This window comes from Caulobacter sp. GW821-FHT10E02, assembly GCF_059415225.1.
In genome coordinates this window covers 1619820-1639514 of record NZ_JBWKMV010000001.1, presented here as the reverse complement: position 1 = coordinate 1639514, position 19695 = coordinate 1619820, and the positions used below count along the sequence as shown (strand labels likewise).

Here is a 19695-nt window from a genome sequence, read left to right as displayed (position 1 = left end):
TCAGTTCGCGGCGGGCGCGGGCGACGAAGCGGGGGCCGGCACCTTGGCTAGGGCCGCCGCCAGGGTCTTGAGGCCTTCCTCGTCCAGATTGGCCTGCGGGAAGGTCGCCAGTTGGCGCGGCGTGAAGTCCTTGATCACCTGAGCGATATTGGCCTGCTCCTCAGGCGAGGCCTCGGGCTGGCCGGCCGCCTCGCCACGCTTGCGGAAGAACTCGCCGAAGACGTCGCGAGCCTTGGGATCGGCGAAGATGTCGGCGATCTTGGTGTCCAGTGTGTAGTAGGGCTGGGCGGCCGGGGCGGCGGTTTGCCGGGCCTGGGCCAGGCTCAGCGGCGTCGCGCAAAGGGCCGCCGCGATCAGCGCGCGCGTGATCATACGCTTCATCTCTACTCTCCCCGTTCCCACTGCCGTCTCAGTCGCGTGGGTTATCGTCGTTCACGTTATGCAGATGCATAACGAAAGTCGAGAGGGATCAGCGCACCAGGATCGCCGAAAGCGCCTCGGCGTGCTCCTCGATCACCGCCGGGTCGGAAGGGTCGATGCCCCAGACCTGCCGGACCTCCGGCGCCAGAGTGTAGAAGAGCTGGGCCGCGCCGACGAAGATGTAGACGCTGGCCGCGACCGAGACCTTGGGCAGGATGCCTTCCCGCTGGCACAGCAGGATGAAGCGTTCGGCGGCCGCGCGGGTCTCGACGATGAATTCGCCGGCGGCCCAGCGGAAGCGCTCGCTGTCGCGCACGCTTTCCTGGACCATCAGGCGCGCGTGTTCGGGATGACGGGCCGAATAGAGCACCACCGAGCGCACCACCGCCTTGGCGAAGTCGCGGTACGATGTGTAGGCCGGATCGTCCGGGGCGGGCAGCTTCAGCTCTTCGGCCTGGCGCTGGAACAGGAACGTCACCGCCGAGCGCCACAGGGCGTCCTTGTTGTCGAAGTGGTACTTGATCAGCGCGTGGTGGACGCCGGCCTTGGCGGCGATTTCGCGCGTCGAGGCCCCTTCGAATCCCTGCTCGGAGAAGATCTCCAGCGCCGCCTGGAGGATGCTGGCCTGGGTGGCGGCCTTCTGACGCGCGCGCAGATTCAAGAGGTCGTCCTTCGTCGAGATGGTTGGAGCCGGGCGGGTCCCAAGAGGTGGGACACTAGCAACAGTCACACAGGAATGGAAATTGGTTCACCAATCGGTGAATCAGTCTCGACATCTCATTATGCAACTGCATAACGTAACATCTGGGACGGGCCGACAGAGTCCGGAGGAAACGCCATGCTCGCCTTGAGCCGCAACGCCAAGCCTTTCGCGCCAATTTTGGCCGTCACGACCTGCCTCGCCGCCTGTGGCGCGCAGGGTCAGACACCCGCGCCCGCCGCGCCGCTGACGCCGGTCGAGGCCACTGTGCGGGAGGGAGCATTGCGCGGCCATGTCGAGGATGGCGTGCGCATCTTCAAGGGCGTGCCCTATGCCCAGCCGCCGGTCGGCGACCTGCGCTGGCGCCCACCGCAAGCGGCCAAGGCCTGGACTGGAGTCCGCGAGGCTCAAGCCTTCGGCCCCGACTGCATGCAGAACCGCGTGGGCTGGGACGACACCCAGACCAAGCTGCCGGTCAGCGAGGACTGCCTGACCCTGAATGTCTGGACGCCGGCTCAGGCCAAGGCGGCCCCGGTCATGGTCTGGATCCACGGCGGCGGCTTCGTCATGGGCTCGGGCAGCCAGCCGGTGTTCGACGGGGCGGCTCTGGCCAGGCGCGGCGTGGTCGTGGTGACCTTCAACTACCGCCTGGGCCGCTTCGGCTTCTTCGCCCATCCGGTCCTCGACGCCGAGCACGCCGATGAGGCCAAAGGCAACTACGGCTTCATGGACCAGATCGCGGCCCTGGCCTGGGTGAAGGCCAATATCGCGGCCCTGGGCGGCGATCCCAAGCGGGTGACGATCTTCGGCCAGTCGGCCGGCGGCGGCTCGGTCGGCCAGATGATGCTGATCCCCGCCGCGCGCGATCTCTTCCAGCAGGCCATCGCCCAGTCGGGCGGCGGCCGCGATGTCTGGCCGCTGCTGGCCGCCGACCGGCCAGGCAAGGTCTCGGCCGAGGCCATCGGCGTCGCCTTCGCCGACAAGGCCGGCCTGAAGACCGCCGACGCGGCCGCCCTGCGCGCGCTGCCGGCCGCCAAGCTGCTGGGCAAGCTCGACTTGCTGAACATGGAGGAGGCGACCTTCTCCGGGCCGGTGGTCGATGGCCGTCTGGTGACGGGCTCGGCGGTCGAGGGCTTCGCGGCCGGAAAGCAGGCCAAGGTCCCGCTGCTGATCGGGGCCAACAGCGATGAGCTGGGCATCATCCCCGGCTTCCTGAAGGGCATGTTCGCCGGCAAGACCATCAGCCAGTTGGGCCTGCCCGAAGACAAGCTGCTGGCGATCTACGGCAACAAGTCGGCGCTGAACAACGACCTGCCCGGCGACGCCACCTTCGTCGAGCCGGCCCACGCGCTGGCCGGCCTAGCGGCCAAGGGCGGCCAGCCGGTGTGGAGCTACAGCTTCGGCTACGTCGTCGAGGCCAAGCGCAAGGACTGGCGCGGCGCGTCGCACTCCGGCGACCTCGGCTTCGTCTTCGACACGCTGGGCAAGCTGAAAGACCCGCCGTCGGCTGCCGACCAGGCCGTCGCCAAGCGCTGGGCTGACACCTGGGTCGCCTTCGCCAAGACCGGCGATCCCGGTTGGCCCCGCTACGATCCGGCGAGCGACCAGCGGATGACCGTCACCAACGACGGCGCGGCCCTGGCCGCGGCGCCCGAACGCATCCGCGCCCTGGGGGCTCTTCGAGACGCCCAGGCGCGCTGAGACATCAAACAAAAAAGGGGAGGGATAAAAATGAAGACCTTGAAGATGGCCCTGGTGCTGGGGACCTCGATCAGCGCCCTGGCGGCTGGCAATGCGATAGCCCAGACGGCCAAGCCCGACGAGACGATGATGATCACCGAAGTGGTCGTCACCGCCCAGAAGCGCGAGCAGAAGCTGCAGGACGTGCCGATCGCGGTCAGCGTCGTCGGCGAGGCCGACCTGCAGCGCCGCAACATCGGCAATATCGACCAGCTGAAGCTGGTGGTGCCCAGCTTCGAGGCCACCTCGTTCGGCGTGTCGGTGCGCGGCGTCGGCACCTCGACCTTCTCGACCTCAATCGAGCCGACGGTGTCGACCGTGCTGGATGGCGTGGTGCTGGGCCGGCCCGAGATGGCGCTGGGCAGCTTCTACGACGTGGCGCGGGTGGAAATCCTGCGCGGCCCGCAAGGCATGCTGTTCGGCAAGAACGCCTCGGCGGGCCTGGTCAGCATCACCACCAACGCGCCGAAGATCGGCCGACTGGAGGCCATCGCCAATCTCAATGTCGGCCAGGACGGCTACAACAAGTCCGACGTCACGGTGAACCTGCCGCTGGGCGACAAGGCGGCCTTGCGCATCGGCGGCTTCGTCAACGAGCAGGACGGCGTCCTGCATAACCTGAAGGACGGCCGGCGCTTCAACGGCAACGACGAGTGGGGCGGCCGCGCCAAGCTGCTGTGGCGTCCCACGGACTCGGTCGAGGTGCTGCTCGCCGCCGACTACGCCAAGCAGGACCAGTCGCTCACCTGGTCGCCGTACAAGCTGAACCCGACCGGGGCCATGGGCCTGGCCTTGGGCGCTTGTGGGGTGAAGGCCTCGCCCGACAACACCGACCTCTGCATCGACGGCGCGCAGTACAAGGACCGCGAGAACTACGGCTTCTCGGCCCAGGTCAACTGGAGCCTGCCCGGCGGCCTGACCCTGACCTCGATCACCGCCGGCCGGCGTGATTTCGATTACAGCAACGGCGACTCCGACAGCCTGCCGGTCAATATCCTCAACGACAACATCTCCAACCAGGACCTGCGCCAGGTCAGCCAGGAATTGCGCCTGGCCTCGCCGACTGGCGGCGCGCTGGAGTATGTCGCGGGCCTCTACTACTACCGCCAGAAGACCAACCAGGTCACCGACCAGACCGGCACCTTCGGCGTCTCGCCGGTGCCGATCATCAACTCGACGATCAACAGCCTGGTCGACACCGAGAGCTACGCCGCCTTCGGCCAGGCCAGCTATCAGCTGAACGAGAAGCTGGCCCTGATCGGCGGCGCGCGCCTGACGCACGACAAGGTCGGGCTGGACTTCCGCCAGTTCACCCGCCCGGGATTCTTCGGGATCAATCCCACGGTGACCTTCAACGACAGCGTCACCAAGACCAACGTCTCGTGGCGGGTCGGCGCCCAGTACCAGCTGGCCCCGAAGACCATGGGCTATGCGACGGTGTCGCGCGGCTACAAGGGGCCGGGCTTCAACCAGACCGGCGTCTCCAGCGCCACGGTGAAACAGGAGGTCGGTCCCGAGATCCCGACCAGTTACGAGGTCGGCGTCAAGGCGACCCTGCTGGGTGGCCTCGCGGTGCTAAACGTGGCGGCCTTCTCGACCAAGTTCGACGACTATCAGGCCCAGACCGTCGACTTCACCCTGACCCCGCCGGCCTTCCGCACGATCAACGCCGGCGTGCTGAAGACCAAGGGCCTCGAGGGCGACCTGACGGCGGTCCTGGCGCCGGGCCTGCTGATCACCGCCTCGGCGGCCTATATCGACGCCCAGTACGGCAAATTCGCGCCGATCTCGTGCGATCCGCTGACCACGCCAACGGGCTGCGTGCTGATCTCGCCGGGCCTCTACGGCTTCGACGCCTCGGGCAAGGCGCTCAGCGGCACGTCGAAGTGGAAGACCAGCCTGGCGGCGGTCTACGAGCGGTCGATCGGCCATGGCCTGCAGCTGAACGCCTCGGCCGACTACGGCTGGCGCGACGGCTACAACGCCTCGGCCACCGGCGATCCCAGCACGCGGGTCGAGAGCTATGGCGTCCTGGGCGCGCAGCTGGGCGTCGGGGCCGAGGACGACCACTGGCGGATCGCCGTGTGGGGCAAGAACCTGACCGACCAGCGCTTCCCCAGCGCGCTCTTCACCACGCCGTTCGGCGGCAAGGGCGACTACAGCCAGGTCCTGACGGGCGACGCGTTCCGCCGCTACGGCGTGACCCTGAACCTTCGCTACTGAGGTTCATCGACTAGGCGCGACTATCGGCCGGAGGGTTTTGCCCTCCGGCCTTTTTCATGGTGGTCAGGCGGGGTCGACGACGATCGACAGCGGCCCGGCGAGGTCGGCCCAAACCAGCAGCCGCTGGGCGGCGGGATCGTGCCGCCAGCGGGCCAGGGCCTGCGACACGCGCACCGTGACGCCGCGCGGGAACCGGACGTTGGGAACGTAGATCTCGGTCGGCGCGGCGACGTCCGGATCGGCCTCCAGCATCAGCTCGAAGCGGCCATCGGCATAGCGCATGGCCGTGATCTCGCCCTGGGCCATCTGGGCGTAGGGACGACAGAAGCCGAGCAGGGCGCGGGCGCCCGCGTTGGGATCGTTCGGCGAAGGTCCATCAATCTGGTCGGGCGAGAAGATCGACAAGTCCTCCTGGTTCCAGCCGTCGCCGATCCGCAGGTCGTTGCGGTTGCTGGCCGTGTAGTTCCACTGGGTCGAGGACAGCTGCAGGGCGTCCAGGGCGTCGTACATCAGCGACAGCGCCTGAGCGTGGGCGGTCCAGACGCCTTCGCCGCGCTCGCCCCGCGCCCAGGCCTCGAAGGCGTCGCCGTGGTTCAGGTCGTAGGGAATGCCGAATTCGCCGATCAGGGTCGGCGCGCCCTCGGCCCCGACCTTGGTCCCCAGCCACGAGATATAGGCCATCTGGTTGAAGTACTTGGCTCGCAGCGCGTCGGTGTCGTGGTCGGGACCGAAGCGCTTCTTGCGCAGGATGTCGATGTCGTACCAGTGGCTGGCGTTGACGCTGCGCGCGGGCATCGCTTCCGGGAAGGTCCGACCGGTGCCGATCAGGTACGGGCACAGCTCGGCGAACACCAACCAGTCGGGCCGCACGGCGCGGATGGTCTCCGCCACGCGGGCGAAGAACGGGGCCATGCACTGGGCCTCGTGGTCGATGGGCTGGCCGTCGCGCAGGCGGAAGAAGTCCTCGTCCAGCACCAGGTCGCCGTCATTGTCGAAGCGCCAGGCGCCAGCCCGCTCGAACGGGTCGGGACCGTCGTCCCGCCAGATCGAGACGCCGGCTTCGTTGGCCGTCCGGCGACCCAGCACGCGCAGCACGCCGCGCTCGTCGCTCCAGCCCAGTTCTGCCACCTCGACCGTGCGGCCACGGGCGGCGCGCAGGCCGTCCAGCGGCGTCCAGGCCTGGCCGGGCCAGACGGGCAGGGGGTCTTCCGGTGTCGCCCGCAGGCGCGGGGCGCTCATCGGCAGGCCGACCCAGCCCAGGCCCGGCTCGTTGAAGGTGTCGAAGCCGATGACGTTGTCCAGGTGCGCCACGCGGCGCGCCACGGCGGCCATGGCTCCCAGATAGTGGTCCTGCAGGAAGCGCTGGACGTTGCGGTCCTCGACCGTCCAGTCCGGTGTCAGCATCTCGCCGGCGAAGAAGGCGGTCCAGGCGATACCGTTGGCGGCCAGGCGGTAGTTGCTGGCCCAGCTCATCATCGGATAGCGGTCCTCCTGCCGCCGTTCCTCGCTCGTGTAGTCATAGCGGTGCTGCATGACGTGGGCGGCGTCGGCGGCGTCGAACCTAATGAAGTCCAGGCCCAGGGCCTCGAACACCCAGCCGGGCGCGCCGTCGCCGCCGCTCATCCGGCTCCAGACGTCCTGGTGGAAGTCGACGAAGACGAACAGACCGTGGGCCTGGGCGCGCCCCACGACGGCGGCGAAATAGTCGAGATAGGCTTCGTCATACTGGTCCGGGCCCGCGTGCTCGACGGCCTCCCAAGTAGTCAGCAGCCGCAGGGTGTTGAAGCCCCAACGGGCGATGCGGGCCAGATGCTCGTCGGCTTCCTCCAGCGGGAAGGGACGACCGACGAAACTGACCGTGCGGTGGTCGGAAAAATCGCTGGGCCGGTCGGTGCCGCCATCGGGCCAGGGGACCTTGCAGTCGCCTCCCAGATTGACCCCACGCAGGATCGCGTGACGCCCGTGGGCGTCCACGAAAAGGCTTCCACGAACATCGATCGACGGCTTTGACATTCCGCTCCCCCGGGGGCATTGTGATTTCGTTATACAAGTGGTGAATAAACGGGGCGCGCCGGTTGGTCCAGCCCCGAACGGGGAGGCGGGTAAGGGAATGCCAAGCGTGACGAGGGGTGATGAGCCTCGGCTGACGGCTGTCCGGAAGGCGGCGATCGGCGTCGGGGATTTCGGCTTCAACCTGTATTGGCAGACGGCCGGGCTCTACCTGCTGTTCTTCTATACGGACGTGCTGGACCTGCCGGCGGCGACGGCCGGCTTCATCTACATGGCGGCCCTGATCTGGGACGCGGCCCTGGATCCGATCTTGGGCGTACTGGTCGACCGCACCCGCACCCGCATGGGCCGCTACCGGCCTTATCTGCTTTTAGGCGGAGCGCCGCTGGCGCTCGGCTTCGTGGCGGTGTTCGCGGGGCCGGTCTGGCCCGGCGCGGGCGCGATCGTCTTCGCCGCGGTGACCCACCTGCTGTTCCGCACGCTCTACGCGGTGGTCTCGATCCCGTATGCGGCGCTGTTCGCTCGCATCACCCGCGACAGCACCCAGCGCGGCGACATGGCTGGCGTGCGGATGGTGTTCGGCACCCTGGCGGCCATCGCGGTCGCGGCCCTGACCCTGCCGCTAGCCCAGGCGCTATCGACGCCCGAGGCGCCCCGCCGAGGCTGGATGATCCTGGCGGCGGCCTATGGCGTCATCGCCGCCCTGTGCCTGCTGGCCGTGGCCTGGGCCGCGCGCGGTCTGGACGCGGCCGACGAGGCCGCTGAGCCGCCGCGTCCGATCAGCGACGTCCTGCGTAGCCTGGCCGCCAACAAGGCCCTGATGCTGGTGCTGGGCGCGGTCGTGCTGAGCGCCTTCTCGGGCACGATGTTCTCGAAGAACCTGCTCTACTATTTCAAGTACGTGATCGGCGACGCCAAGCTGGGCAGCGCGGCCCTGGCCATCGGCGCCCTGACGGCGGCGATCTGCGTGCCCGCCTTCGCGGTGGTGGTGCGCCTGGCCGGCAAGCGCGCGGCCTGGCTGATCGGCGCGGTCCCGGGCCTGGCGGGTCTGGTCGTCTGGCATCTGGCCGACGGCCACGGCGTCGTGCCGCTGTTCGCCGCCGTGGTGCTGCAGGCCATGGGCCTGGCGTCCTACGTCGTCTGCTTCTGGGGCATGCTGCCCGACACCGTCGAGTACGGCGAGTGGCGCACCGGCGTGCGCACCGAATCCATGGTCTTCGGCCTGGTCGTGCTGGGCCAGAAGGCGGCTTTGGGCCTGGGCGCGGGATTCCTCGGCATCGCCCTGACCCACGTCGGCTACGTCCCCAACGCGGCCCAGAGTCCGGAGACCCTGGCCGGCATCAAGGCGATGATGTTCTGGATCCCGCTGGTCGGGGGCCTGGCCTCAGCCGGCCTGATCGCCCTCTATCCCATCACCCGCGCGTCGCACGAGAAGATGGTGGCCGAGATCGCCGCCCGCTCGGCCGACGCGCCGGTCGCCCCCACCAAGCTTTCGCTGCAAGAGACGGTGATCCAATGACCCGCGCCGCTTACCTGGCCGCTCCCCTGGCCGTTCTGGGAACGCTGGCCCTGGCCGGTCAGGCCCACGCCGCTACGCCTTGCGACGACCTGACCAAGGTCAAGATCGCCGGCGCGACCATCACCGCCGTCAAGGCGATGGCCCTCGGCGCGCCGCAGGAGATCGAGGTGTTCGGCATCCCGCCGCTGCCGGCCTCGGCCGCCTATTGCCGGGTCAACGCCACCCTGTCGCCGACGCTCTCGTCGTCGATCCGCGTCGAGGTCTGGCTGCCGCCCGAGGCGACCTGGAACGGCAAGTTCATGGCCACCGGCAACGGTGGCTATGGCGGCACGCTGGGCGGACCGCGCCTGGCCATGCGTCCGGCGGTCAAGGCCGGCTACGCCGTGGCCGGAACCGACATGGGCCACACCGAGGACGGCGCCGGCGGCTCGGCCGACTGGGCGCTGAACCAGCCCGAGAAGATCGTCGACTGGGGCCATCGCGCCAACCACGAGACCGCCGTCTTCGCGAAGGCGCTGATGGCCGCCCACTACGGCAAGGGTCCGCGCCGCGCCTACTTCACCGGCTGCTCGGACGGCGGGCGCGAGGCGCTGATGGAGGCCCAACGCTATCCGAACGACTTCGACGGGATCGTCGCGGGGGCGCCGGCCAATAACTGGACCAAGCTGATGGGCAGCTTCGCCTGGTCGTGGAAGGCGGTGCACGAGGTCCCCGAGAGCCGCATCCCCGACGCCAGCCTGGCCATCATCCAGAAGGCGGCGCTGGCTCAATGCGACAAGCTGGATGGCGTCGCCGACGGCGTGGTCGAGGATCCGCGCCGTTGCCGCTTCGACCCCGTGGTGGTCCAGTGCAAGGATGGCCAGACCAAGGACTGCCTGACCCCGGCCCAGGTCGCGGGCCTGCGCAGGCTGTACGAAGGCCCCCGCGACGCCAAGGGTAAGGCGCTGTTCCCCGGCTATCCGGCCGGCGGCGAGGCCACGCCCGGCGCCTGGCCGCTGTGGATCAGCGGCGAGAAGGCCCAGCATCCGTCGTTCGCCCGCTCGTTCTTCGCCAATTTCGTCTATTCGAACACCGGCTGGCAGCTGGCGCAGCTGAACCTGGACAAGGATCTGAAGGCCGCCAAGGCGATCGCCCCGACCGTCGCGTCGGACAATCCCGACCTTTCGGCCTTCAAGGCGCGGGGCGGCAAGCTGATCCTGTTTCACGGCTGGTCCGACGCGGCGATCACGCCGCTGGCGACGATCCAGTACTACGACGACGTGCGGGCCAAGATGGGCGAGACGTCGGCCGACGCCTTTTCGCGGCTGTTCATGGTGCCGGGCATGTCACACTGCTTCGGCGGTCCGGGCACCAACAGCTTCGACATGCTGGCCACGCTGGACGCCTGGGTCGAGGGCGGTCCGGCCCCGCAGAGCGTGATCGCCGCCAAGACCGACAACGACTATGCCGGCCTGCTGGGCATGCCCGCCAAGACCGTCCGGACCCGTCCGCTGTGCGCCTATCCCAAGGTCGCCCAATGGGACGGCAAGGGCTCCACGGACGACGCGGCCAGCTTCAGCTGCCAGGTCGCTAAACGTTAGACACGCCATCGCGCCCGCTCCCTGGCAGGGGGCGGGCGCAAGAGTGGATTGACAGCCCGCCGGGCTGGTCCAAGCATCCCTCCGAAATCCCATACGCGAGATCAGGGACCAGGAACGTCGGGCGCGCTGAGTAGGGCGTGACACCGGTGTCAGTTGGGGGAGTAGATGGCCAGGAACACCCGAAGCGCCGCCGTGGCCGCCGCCACGATCCTGCTGGCCTTCGCCGGCTCGGCTCAAGCCCAGAACGCCACGACCGGCCGCGCCGAACTCACCGCCTATATCGACGGCCTGGCCCGCGATCATCTGAAGGTGCGGCAAGGCGAGGTCGCCGGCCTGAAGACCCAGGCCGAGGCCGAAGTTCGCCGTGCCCGCAACAAGGCCAAGGTGCTGGAGCTGATCGGCGGCCTGCCGCGGACACGCACGCCGCTGGCGGCCAAGACCTTCGGCTTGATCCAGGAGGACGGCTTCCGGGTCGAGAAGATCACCTATGACAGCCTGCCGGGCTATCACGTCACGGCCAATGTCTACGTGCCGACGGGGAAGGGGCCGTTCCCGGCGATCATCGTCGCGCCGGGCCACGGGCTGGACGGCAAGATCGGCAATCGCGGCTTCGCGGTGAACCTGGCCCGCGCCGGCATGATCGTGCTGGCCTACGATATCGTCTCGGAAGGCGAGCGGCTGCAGCACTACGATCCGGAACTGGGCGCCTCCAAGGTCGGCCGCCCGACCGGCGAGCACAGCCTGGCCGCGTGGCAGACCGCGCCGGTGGGCGACCACGTCTCGCGCTACTTCATCTGGGACGCGGTGCGGGGGCTGGACTATCTGGCCGCGCGGCCGGACGTCGACGCTCAGCGGCTGGGCGCGTTCGGCTGTTCGGGCGGCGGCACGATCACCGCGTTCCTGTCGGCCTTGGACGAGCGGGTGAAGGCGACCGCCACGGCCTGCTACGTCACAGACTTCGACCACCTGCTGTCCACCGTCGGGCCGCAGGACGGCGAGCAGTCGATCCCGGGCTTCCTGGCCGCCGGCCTGGATATCGCCGACTTCGTCGAGATGGCCGCGCCGCGCGCCTATGCCGTGGTCTCCACGACCGAGGACATGTTCCCGTTCGCGGGCGCCACGAAGGCGGTCGAGGAGATCAAGGGTGTCTACAAGCTCTATGGCGCGCAGGACCGGCTGAGCTGGATCTACGGCCCCGGCGGTCACGGAGCCCTGGCGCCGATCTCGTCCGACATTGTCGCCTTCTTCACGCGGTGGCTGAAGGATGCGCCCGACAAGCGCCCGTTCGTCGCGCCGCCACGGCTGTCGCCGGACCGGTTGCTGGTCACGCCGACGGGGCAAATCTCGACCTCGATCGGCGGCGAGACCATCCAGACCCTGAATGCGGCACGCGCCAAGCAGGTGTCGGCCAAGCGTCCGGTCGTAGTCTCGACCGCAGACGTCGCGACCCTGCGCGCTCGGCTAAAGAGCGACATCCGGGCTGTGACCTTCGCGACGATCCAGCCTGGCGCCACGCCGCCCGAGGCGGTTGAAGGTGCCAACGGCGCCCTGCGCCTGAAGGTCGCCGACGGCCAGTTCGCCGACGCTGTGCTCACCCTCCCAGAGGGCGAGGGACGTCATCCCGCTGTGCTGCTGCTGACCAGCCAGCCCCAGGCCGTGAAGGCCGAGGCGGCGCGCCTGGCCAAGGCCGGAAACTTGGTCCTGACTCTGGTGGCGCGCGGGTCTGGCGGGACCGAGGAGATCAAGGCCACGGTGCTGGGCGACTGGAACCTGCTGGCCACTCGCGCCCTGCTGGTGGACAAGACGCCACTGGGCCTGCGGCTGGACGACGCCGTGCGGGCGATGGACTGGCTGGCGGCCCGCGCCAACGTCGATGCCAAGGCGATCCGCGTCCACGGGCTGGGGCCGCTCGGACCGGTCGCGCTGCACCTTGGGGCGGTCGACGACCGCGTGGCGGCGATCTACGCCGACAACAGCCTGACCGCCTACCACATGGCGGTCGACCAGCCGATCCAGCGCGAGCTGCCCGAGGTGCTGCCGCCGGGCGTGCTGCGCCGCTACGAGCTGGCGGACTTGGCCCTGGCGGCGTTCCCGCGCCCGGTGACCTTCATCAATCCGACCGACGCCGTCGGCGTGCCGCTGAAGGAGGCCGAGTTCGACAAGGAGCTGGCCTCCGTCCGCGCCGCCGACCGCAAGCTGGGCCAGCCCGACCAAGTGCGCTGGACTTGGCGCGGCGGCCGCGATCCCCTGCCGCTGCCGTGAGGACCGACCCGATGAACACCACTCGCCGCGCCCTGATCGCCTCGACGGCCGCGCTGGTCGGCACGCCGGCCCTCGCTGCGCCCGGCCGCGACGACGCCTGGAAGGAGGCCGACGTCATCCTGGCCCGGATCAAGCCGCCTGCTATCCCGCGCCGCGACTTCCCGATCATCAAGTTCGGGGCCAAGCCTGACGCCGACTGCACGAAGGCGATCGCCGCCGCGCTGGAAGCGGCCGCTAAGGCCGGCGGCGGTCGCGTGGTCGTGCCGGCGGGCGTCTGGCTGACCGGCGCGGTCCACCTGAAGAGCCGGACCGAGCTGCATGTCGCCAAGGGCGCGACGCTGAAGTTCCTGCAGGACCCCGCCGCTTATCTGCCGGCCGTGCTGACCCGCCACGAAGGCGTGGAGCTGATCAACTATTCTCCCTTCATATACGCCCTGGAGCAGCATGACATCGCCCTGACCGGCGAGGGGACACTGGACGGCCAGGCCGACGCCGAGCACTGGTGGAACTGGATCCGGCGCAAGCCCCCGGGCGTGATCGACGACCGCAAGCGCCTGACCGAGATGGCCGAGGCCGGCGTACCTGTCGCCCAGCGCGTGTTCGGGGCCGGAACGACCATCCGGCCGATGTTCATCCAGCCCTATCGCTGCCGGAACGTCCTGATCGAGGGCCTGACCATCATCGGCTCGCCGATGTGGGAGGTGCATCTGGTCGAGTGCGAGAACGTCATCGTCCGTAAGCTGAACATCCACAGCCACGGTCCCAACAACGACGGCTGCGACCCGGAATCCTGCCGCGACGTGCTGATCGAGGGCTGCGTGTTCGACACCGGCGACGACTGCATCGCCATCAAGTCCGGCCGCAACGCCGACGGACGGCGGCTGAACAAGCCGACCGAGAACGTCATCATCCGCGACTGCCAGATGATGGATGGCCACGGCGGTGTCACCCTGGGCAGCGAGATCACCGGCGGGGTGCGCAACGTCTTCGTCGAGCGCTGCAAGATGGACAGCCCGCGCCTGGATATCGCCATCCGCTTCAAGAACAACGCCATGCGCGGCGGGACGCTGGAGAACATCCATGTGCGCGACATCGCCGTCGGCCAGGTGGCCAAGGCGGTGATCACCGTCGACTACAACTACCAGGAAGGCGCCAACGGCCCTTACCTCCCGGTGTTCCGTAACCTGGTGATCGAGCGGCTGGTCAGCGGTCACAGCCCGCGCGCGCTGGACCTGCAAGGCTTCGCCAACGCGCCGATCCGCGACGTGCGGCTGATCGACTGCGAGTTCAACGACGTCTCGGGCCAGAATATCGTCCGCTACGTGGACGGCCTGACCTTCGATAACGTCAGGATCAACGGTCAGCCCGCCAAGTCGCCGGCGGCTTAAGCCGGTCCGCCGCCCAGGGCGCGGACGAGGTCGACGGAGGCTTGCAGGCGCCGGGTCTGCAACACCAGCGACGCGCGCTCGGCCGTCAGCGCCGCCGTCTGGGCGGTGACCACGTCCAGATAGGTGGCCGCGCCCTGGCGATAGCGGGTCATGGCCAGGTCCTCGGTGTGCTTGGCCGAGGCCACCGCGTCGTCCTGGTCCTTAGCCTGGTCGGCCAAGCGGTTGGCGAGCGCCAGCTGGTCCTCGACATTGCGGAACGCCGCCAGCACCACGCCGCGGTAATTTTCCGCCGCCTGGGCGTGGGCGGCCTTGGCGGCCTCGACCCCGGCCTTGCGGCGGCCGCCGTCGAAGATCGAGCCGGCGATCTGCGGGGCCAGCAGCCACAGGGCGTTGGGCGCCTCGAACAGGTCGACGCCGCCGGCCGACTGCCAGCCGGCCTGGCCAGCGATGGTCAGGGCCGGGAAGCGTGCGGCCTGGGCCACGCCGATCTGGGCGTTGGCAGCGGCGGCGCGGCGCTCGGCGGCGGCGATGTCGGGACGCCGTTGCAGGATCGCCGACGGTACGCCGACCGGGACCTTGGGTTGGGCGAAGGCGATCTCGGCCGCCGGCAGGTTGAAGGTCGAAGCCGTCTCGCCGACCAGGGCGGCGATGGCGTGCTCGTAGAGCGCGCGCTGGGCGGCGACGTCGCTGAGCTGGGCCTTGGCGGTCGACAGTTGGGTCTGGGCCCGGCCGACATCGAGGCCGGTGGCCGCGCCGCCGCTGTGGCGGATCTGGGTCAGGTCCAGAGCGCGCTGATAGGCGGCGACGGTGTCGACCAGCAGCTTGGTCTGGGCGTCGAGGCCGCGCAAAGCGAGATAGCTGTCGGCCAGCTCGGCTTGCAGGCTGAGACGCACGGACTCCAGGTCGGCGGCGCTGGCCTGGGCCTGGGCGGTCCCGGCGGCGACCTGGTTGCGGACGCGGCCCCACAGGTCTACCTCGTAGGACGCTGTCGCGACGACCTGACGAGTCGAATACTCGTCGACGCCACCGTTGCGTAGCGGTGCGTTGTCCGAGCGGCGCTGGCGGCTGGCCACGGCGGAGCCGTCGAGCGACGGGAAGAGACCGGCGCGAGCCTGGGCGGCCAGGGCCGAGGCCTGGTCGTGGGCGGCGACGGCGGCGGCGAGGTTCGGATTGGCCTTGGCCGCGCGGGCCTCCAGGTCGTTCAGCGTCGTGTCGCCATAGACCGTCCACCAGTCACCGCGCGCTTGCGTGTCGGCGGGGGCAGCCGGCGTCCAGGGGCCGGTCTCCTTGAAGGCGACCGGCGTGGTCACCGCCGGCGGGACATAGGGCGGGGCGCTGGCGCAGGCGGCCAGGACCGAGGCCGCCGCGGCGACCAGCAGCAGGGTCTTAGCCTTTGGCATGGGCCGCTCCAGCGGAAGTGCCGGCCACGCGCACGAGGTCGCCATTGGCCAGGGCCTCGGGCGGGTTGTCGATCACGCGCTCGCCCGATTGCAGGCCCGCGCCGATCTCGACCTCGGTGCCCAGGTCGCGGACGATGGTCACCGGACGGATCTTCACGTGGCCGTCGGCGCCGACCACGGCCACGGTCGGGCCGTCGTGCTTGAAGAGCAGGGCCGTCGAGGCGACCTTGGTCGTCGTCGCGGCCGAGGCCAGCTTGAACGAAACCTGGGCGTAGGCGCCGGGCTTCAGACGTCCGTCAGGATTGTCGATCTGCAGCTCGACCAGCATGGCCCCGCCGCGCCCAACCGATTGGGCGTCGTTGACCACCGAGGCGGTGAAGGTCTGGCCCGGATACTCGGGCACCTCGACCTGGGCGGTCAGGCCGCGATGGACCAGCGACGAGTAGTTCTGCGGCACGCTGACATAGATCCGCATGCGGTGCTGGTCGGCGACCGTGAACAGGGCGTTGTCGGCCGAGCCGCCGACCGAAATCAACTGGCCGATGTCGGTGTTACGGGCGGTGACCACGCCGTCGAACGGGGCGGTGATGCGCTTGAAGGCCTGCTGGGCCAGCAGGCGGTTGAGGTCAGCCTGGGCGGCGTTGACCGCCGAGTTGCGGGCGGCGAGGTCGCCGGTCTTCTCGTCGGCTTCCTGGCGCGAGACGGCGTCCTGGGCGACCAGGCCTTCCCAGCGCTTGGCCGTGATCGCCGACAGGCGCTGGTTGGCCTGGGCGGTAGCCAGGTTGGCGCGGACCTGAAGGACCTGCTGGTCGAGGTCCGGCGTGTCGATCTCGGCCAGCACCTCGCCGGCCTTCACCCGCTGGCCGATGTCGGCGTACCAGCGCTTGAGATAGCCGCTGGTCCGGGCGTGGATCGGCGCGGTGTAGAAGGCCTGGACGTCGCCGGGCAGGACGAGGTCGGCATGGCCGCCGCCCTTCACCTGGGCCAGGCTGATGGTCGGGATGGACTGCTCGTGGGTCCAGGTCTTCAGCGATTGGTCGGCGTGGACGCGGGCGGCGATGCCGCCGGCCACCACGACGGCGGCCACGATGAGGGCGGCGGTCCCGACCAGCTTCAGGCGGCGCGTCGAGATCGCGCCCTGCGAGGCGATGTGTTGATCAGGCATGGGTGGCTCCGGCGATCGGGGCGGTGTCTTGGTGGGTCTTCTTGCGGCCGTGGACGAGGCTGAAGACGACGGGGACGAACAAGAGGGTGGCCGTGGTGGCGAAGATCAGGCCGCCGATGACGGCGCGGCCCAGGGGCGCGTTCTGCTCGCCGCCTTCGCCCAGGCCCAGCGCCATCGGCGCCATGCCGATGATCATGGCCAGGGCGGTCATCAGCACCGGACGGAAGCGGGTGAAGCCGGCCTCGATCGAGGCTGTGATCGCGTCGCCGGTGGCGTCCAGGCGTTCGCGGGCGAAGCTGACGACCAGGATCGAGTTGGCCGTGGCCACGCCCATGCACATGATCGCCCCGGTCAGGGCCGGCACCGACAGGGTGGTGCCGGTGGCGAACAGGATCCAGACGATGCCGGCCAGGGCGGCGGGCAGGGCGGTGATGATCACGAACGGGTCCAGCCACGACTGGAAGTTCACGACGATCAGCAGGTAGATCAGCACGATCGCCGCGATCAGGCCAAAACCCAGGCCCGAGAAGGCGGCGTTCATCGTCACCATCTGGCCGCGCAGGGTGACCGTCGCGCCTTTCGGACGCTCGTGGGCCAGGTCCTTCAGCACCTTGTTGATGTCGGCGGTCACCGCGCCCAGGTCGCGACCTTGCGTGGTGGCGTAGATGTCGAGCACCGGCTGGATGTCGTAGTGGCTGACCACGGCCGGGGCGCTGTCGCGCTTGATGGTGCCGAGGCCCCCCAGGATCTGGGCTTCGCGCGTCCCGCTGGCGCCGGTGATCGGCAGGCCGGCCAGGTCGGACATCGACTTGACGCGGTAGTCCGGCACCTGGGCGACGATCGGGTACGACACGCCGTTCTTGGGGTTCAGCCAGAAGGTGGGCGAGACCTGCGAGCTGCCGGCCAGCGAGGCCACGACGCTGTTGGTTACGTCGCGCTCGGTCAGGCCCAGTTGCGACATCCGCGAACGGTCCACGTCGACGCGCAGCTGCGGCGCGCCCTCGGGCTGCTGCATGCGCACGTCCACCAGGCCGCGGATGGTCTTCAGGCGGGCCAGGATCTTGTTGGCGTAGGCGCGGTTGGCGGCGGCGTTGGGGCCGGCGACCTGCAGGTCGATCGGGGACGGCGCGCCGAAGTTCAGGATCTGGCTGATGATGTCGGCCGGCAGGAACGAGAAGGTCGCGCCTGGGAACTGGCGGGGCAGTTCCTCGCGCAGCTTTTTCACGTAGTCGGCGGTCGGATGGTGCTCGGCCTTCAAGGCCACGAAGATGTCGCCGTCCTGCGGCCCGATCAGGCCCGAGTTGCTGTAGACCATGTTGATCGAGCTGTTCGGGATGCCGATGTTGTCGACGACCGAGGTGATCTCGTCGGCCGGCACGACCTTGCGGATGGCGTTCTCGACCTGGCCGAACAGCAGCGAGGCGTCGTCCAGGCGGGTGCCCACGGGTGCGCGGACGTGCAGGGTGATTTGGCCGGCGTCGACGCTGGGGAAGAAGTTGCTGCCCAGGAACGGCGCCAGGCCGAACGAGGCGACGACCACCACCATGAAGCCAATGACGAACACGCGGCCCGAGTTCATGGCCATGACCAGCAGGTCGCGATATCCCTCGCGCACCTTGCCGAAGCGGGTCTCGAAGCCGCGCTGGAAACGGACCAGCGGGTTGCGCGACGGCGCGCCGGCGTGGCCGTGCTCCGAGGCGTGCTCGTAGTCCAGGCGCTCGGTGTCATGCGGCTTGAGCAGATACATCGCCAGGGTCGGGACCAGGGTCCGCGACAGGATGAACGAGGCGATCATCGCGAAGACCACAGCCTCGGCCATCGGCACGAACAGGAAGCCGGCCACGCCCTTCAGCATGAACATCGGCACGAACACGATGCAGATGCAGAGCAGGGAGACGAAGGCCGGGGTCACGATCTGGGCCGCGCCGTCCAGGATCGCCGTCTTGACGTCCTTGCCGTGCTCCAGGTGCCAGTTGATGTTCTCGATGGTCACCGTGGCGTCGTCGACCAGGATGCCGACGGCCAGGGCCAGGCCGCCCAAGGTCATGATGTTCATCGTCTGGCCGATCGCCGACAGGGCGGCGATGGCGGCCAGGATGGCCAGCGGGATCGACACGGCGATGATCACGGTCGAGCGCCAGCTGCCCAGGAACAGCAGGATCATGACGCTGGTCAGGGCCGCGGCGATGACGCCTTCCTTGATGACGCCGCCGATCGCGCCCTTCACGAACAGCGACTGGTCGTTCAGCGGGGTGATCTTGAAGTCGTCCGGCAGGGTCTCCTTCAGGATCGGCAGGCGCGCCTTGACGCCGTCGACGATGGCCAGGGTCGAGGCCGAGCCGTTCTTCAGGATGGTCGACAGCACCGCCCGGGCGCCGTCCACGTGCACGACGTTGGTCTGCTGGGCCGAACCGTCGCGCACCTGGCCGACGTCGCGGATGTAGATGGTCGCGCCGTCCACGGTCTTGATCGGCAGGGCGTTCAGCTCCTCGATCGTCTCGGCCGCGTCGTTCAGGCGGACATTGTACTGGAAGGTGCCGATCTTGATCGTGCCGGCGGGCAGGATCTGGTTTTGGGCGGCCAGGGCGTTGGAGACGTCTTGCGCCGACAGACCCTTGGACTGCAGGGCGACGGGGTCGAGGTCGATCTGGATCTGCCGGACCTTGCCGCCGTACGGATAGGGGATGGCCGCGCCGGGCACGCTGATCAGGGCGGGGCGGACAATGGTCTGCGAGAGGTCGAACAGCTTCTGCTCGGATTGCGACTTGCCGGCCTGGGCCAACTGCAGGATCGGCACCGTGGCGGCGCTGTAGTTGATGATCAGCGGCGGGGTCGTGCCGGCCGGCATCTGGCGCACTGCCGACTGCGAGATCGAGGTCACCTGGGCGGTGGCGGTGCGGATGTCGACGCCGGGCTGGAAGTAGATTTTGACGATGCCGATGCCGGGCAGAGACTGGCTCTCGATATGGTCGATGTCGTTGACCGTGGTCGACAACACGCGCTCGTACGGCGTGACGATGCGGCCGGCCATCTCCTGCGGCGACAGGCCGGCATAGTTCCAGGCCACGCCGATCACCGGGACACGGATCTCGGGGAAGATGTCGGTGGGTGTGCCGAGGGCCGCCAGGACGCCGAAGATCAGGATCAACATCGCCATGACGATGAAGGTCAGCGGGCGTTGCAGGGCGATACGGACGATGGCGTTCAAGCGGCCTGCTCCGGACTTGCAGGTGGGGGATCCCGCGAGCCCCGTTCGGGTGGGGGGAAAGGACTCGCGGGATCAGCGCG

Annotated in this window: 12 protein-coding genes; 6 read left to right on the top strand and 6 right to left on the bottom strand. The window is 69.0% G+C overall.

Translation table 11 applies throughout. The features are described 5' to 3' along the window. Nucleotides 1-381 carry a hypothetical protein gene (locus AC07NI_RS07305; RefSeq protein WP_494617348.1) on the bottom strand — a complete coding sequence of 127 codons (381 nt, stop codon included), beginning with the start codon at nt 379-381 and terminating at the stop codon, nt 1-3. A gap of 88 nt (nt 382-469) precedes the next feature. Next, nucleotides 470-1081 carry a TetR/AcrR family transcriptional regulator gene (locus AC07NI_RS07300; protein WP_494617346.1) on the bottom strand — a complete coding sequence of 204 codons (612 nt, stop codon included), beginning with the start codon at nt 1079-1081 and terminating at the stop codon, nt 470-472. A 177-nt stretch (nt 1082-1258) separates the two neighbouring features. On the opposite strand from AC07NI_RS07300, the gene AC07NI_RS07295 reads away from it, so the two are divergent. Together AC07NI_RS07295 and AC07NI_RS07290 are read left to right on the top strand one after the other, a co-directional pair. Beyond that, nucleotides 1259-2821 (top strand): carboxylesterase/lipase family protein, encoded by a 1563-nt coding sequence (locus tag AC07NI_RS07295; protein WP_494617344.1) that lies wholly within the window; start codon nt 1259-1261, stop codon nt 2819-2821. A 30-nt stretch (nt 2822-2851) separates the two neighbouring features. Continuing rightward, nucleotides 2852-5083 carry a TonB-dependent receptor gene (locus tag AC07NI_RS07290; RefSeq protein WP_494617341.1) on the top strand — a complete coding sequence of 744 codons (2232 nt, stop codon included), beginning with the start codon at nt 2852-2854 and terminating at the stop codon, nt 5081-5083. Between the two features lie 63 nt (nt 5084-5146). On the opposite strand, the gene AC07NI_RS07285 is transcribed toward AC07NI_RS07290, so the two are convergent. Next, a complete protein-coding gene (locus tag AC07NI_RS07285) occupies nt 5147-7057 on the bottom strand; it encodes a cellulase family glycosylhydrolase (RefSeq protein ID WP_494617336.1) in 1911 nt (636 codons plus the stop codon). Between the two features lie 145 nt (nt 7058-7202). Between AC07NI_RS07285 and AC07NI_RS07280 the strand changes: the two genes are divergently transcribed. The 4 genes from AC07NI_RS07280 to AC07NI_RS07265 all read left to right on the top strand — a co-directional run bounded on the left by AC07NI_RS07280 (nt 7203) and on the right by AC07NI_RS07265 (nt 13842). Beyond that, nucleotides 7203-8612: an MFS transporter gene (locus tag AC07NI_RS07280; RefSeq protein WP_494617332.1), complete on the top strand. Its 1410-nt coding sequence runs from the start codon at nt 7203-7205 to the stop codon at nt 8610-8612. Then, entirely contained in the window at nt 8609-10192 is a 1584-nt protein-coding gene (locus tag AC07NI_RS07275) for a tannase/feruloyl esterase family alpha/beta hydrolase (protein ID WP_494617331.1), read from the top strand. Before AC07NI_RS07280 ends, AC07NI_RS07275 begins: the two co-directional genes overlap by 4 nt. Before the next feature lie 165 nt (nt 10193-10357). After that, nucleotides 10358-12454, top strand: coding sequence for an alpha/beta hydrolase family protein (locus AC07NI_RS07270; protein WP_494617328.1), 2097 nt, complete (start codon nt 10358-10360; stop codon nt 12452-12454). A gap of 11 nt (nt 12455-12465) precedes the next feature. Further along, nucleotides 12466-13842, top strand: a complete 1377-nt coding sequence (locus AC07NI_RS07265) for a glycoside hydrolase family 28 protein (RefSeq protein WP_494617325.1) — start codon at nt 12466-12468, stop codon at nt 13840-13842. Here AC07NI_RS07265 and AC07NI_RS07260 read toward each other — a convergent pair. From AC07NI_RS07260 to AC07NI_RS07250, 3 genes are read right to left on the bottom strand one after another with little or no spacing between them, the layout of a single operon-like run. Further along, nucleotides 13839-15242: an efflux transporter outer membrane subunit gene (locus tag AC07NI_RS07260; protein ID WP_494617319.1), complete on the bottom strand. Its 1404-nt coding sequence runs from the start codon at nt 15240-15242 to the stop codon at nt 13839-13841. The genes AC07NI_RS07265 and AC07NI_RS07260 overlap by 4 nt on opposite strands. Beyond that, nucleotides 15229-16407, bottom strand: a complete 1179-nt coding sequence (locus tag AC07NI_RS07255; protein WP_494617315.1) for an efflux RND transporter periplasmic adaptor subunit — start codon at nt 16405-16407, stop codon at nt 15229-15231. The genes AC07NI_RS07260 and AC07NI_RS07255 overlap by 14 nt, the downstream gene beginning before the upstream one ends. Further along, a complete protein-coding gene (locus tag AC07NI_RS07250; protein ID WP_494617311.1) occupies nt 16400-19615 on the bottom strand; it encodes an efflux RND transporter permease subunit in 3216 nt (1071 codons plus the stop codon). Before AC07NI_RS07250 ends, AC07NI_RS07255 begins: the two co-directional genes overlap by 8 nt. Between the last annotated feature and the right edge of the window lie 80 nt (nt 19616-19695).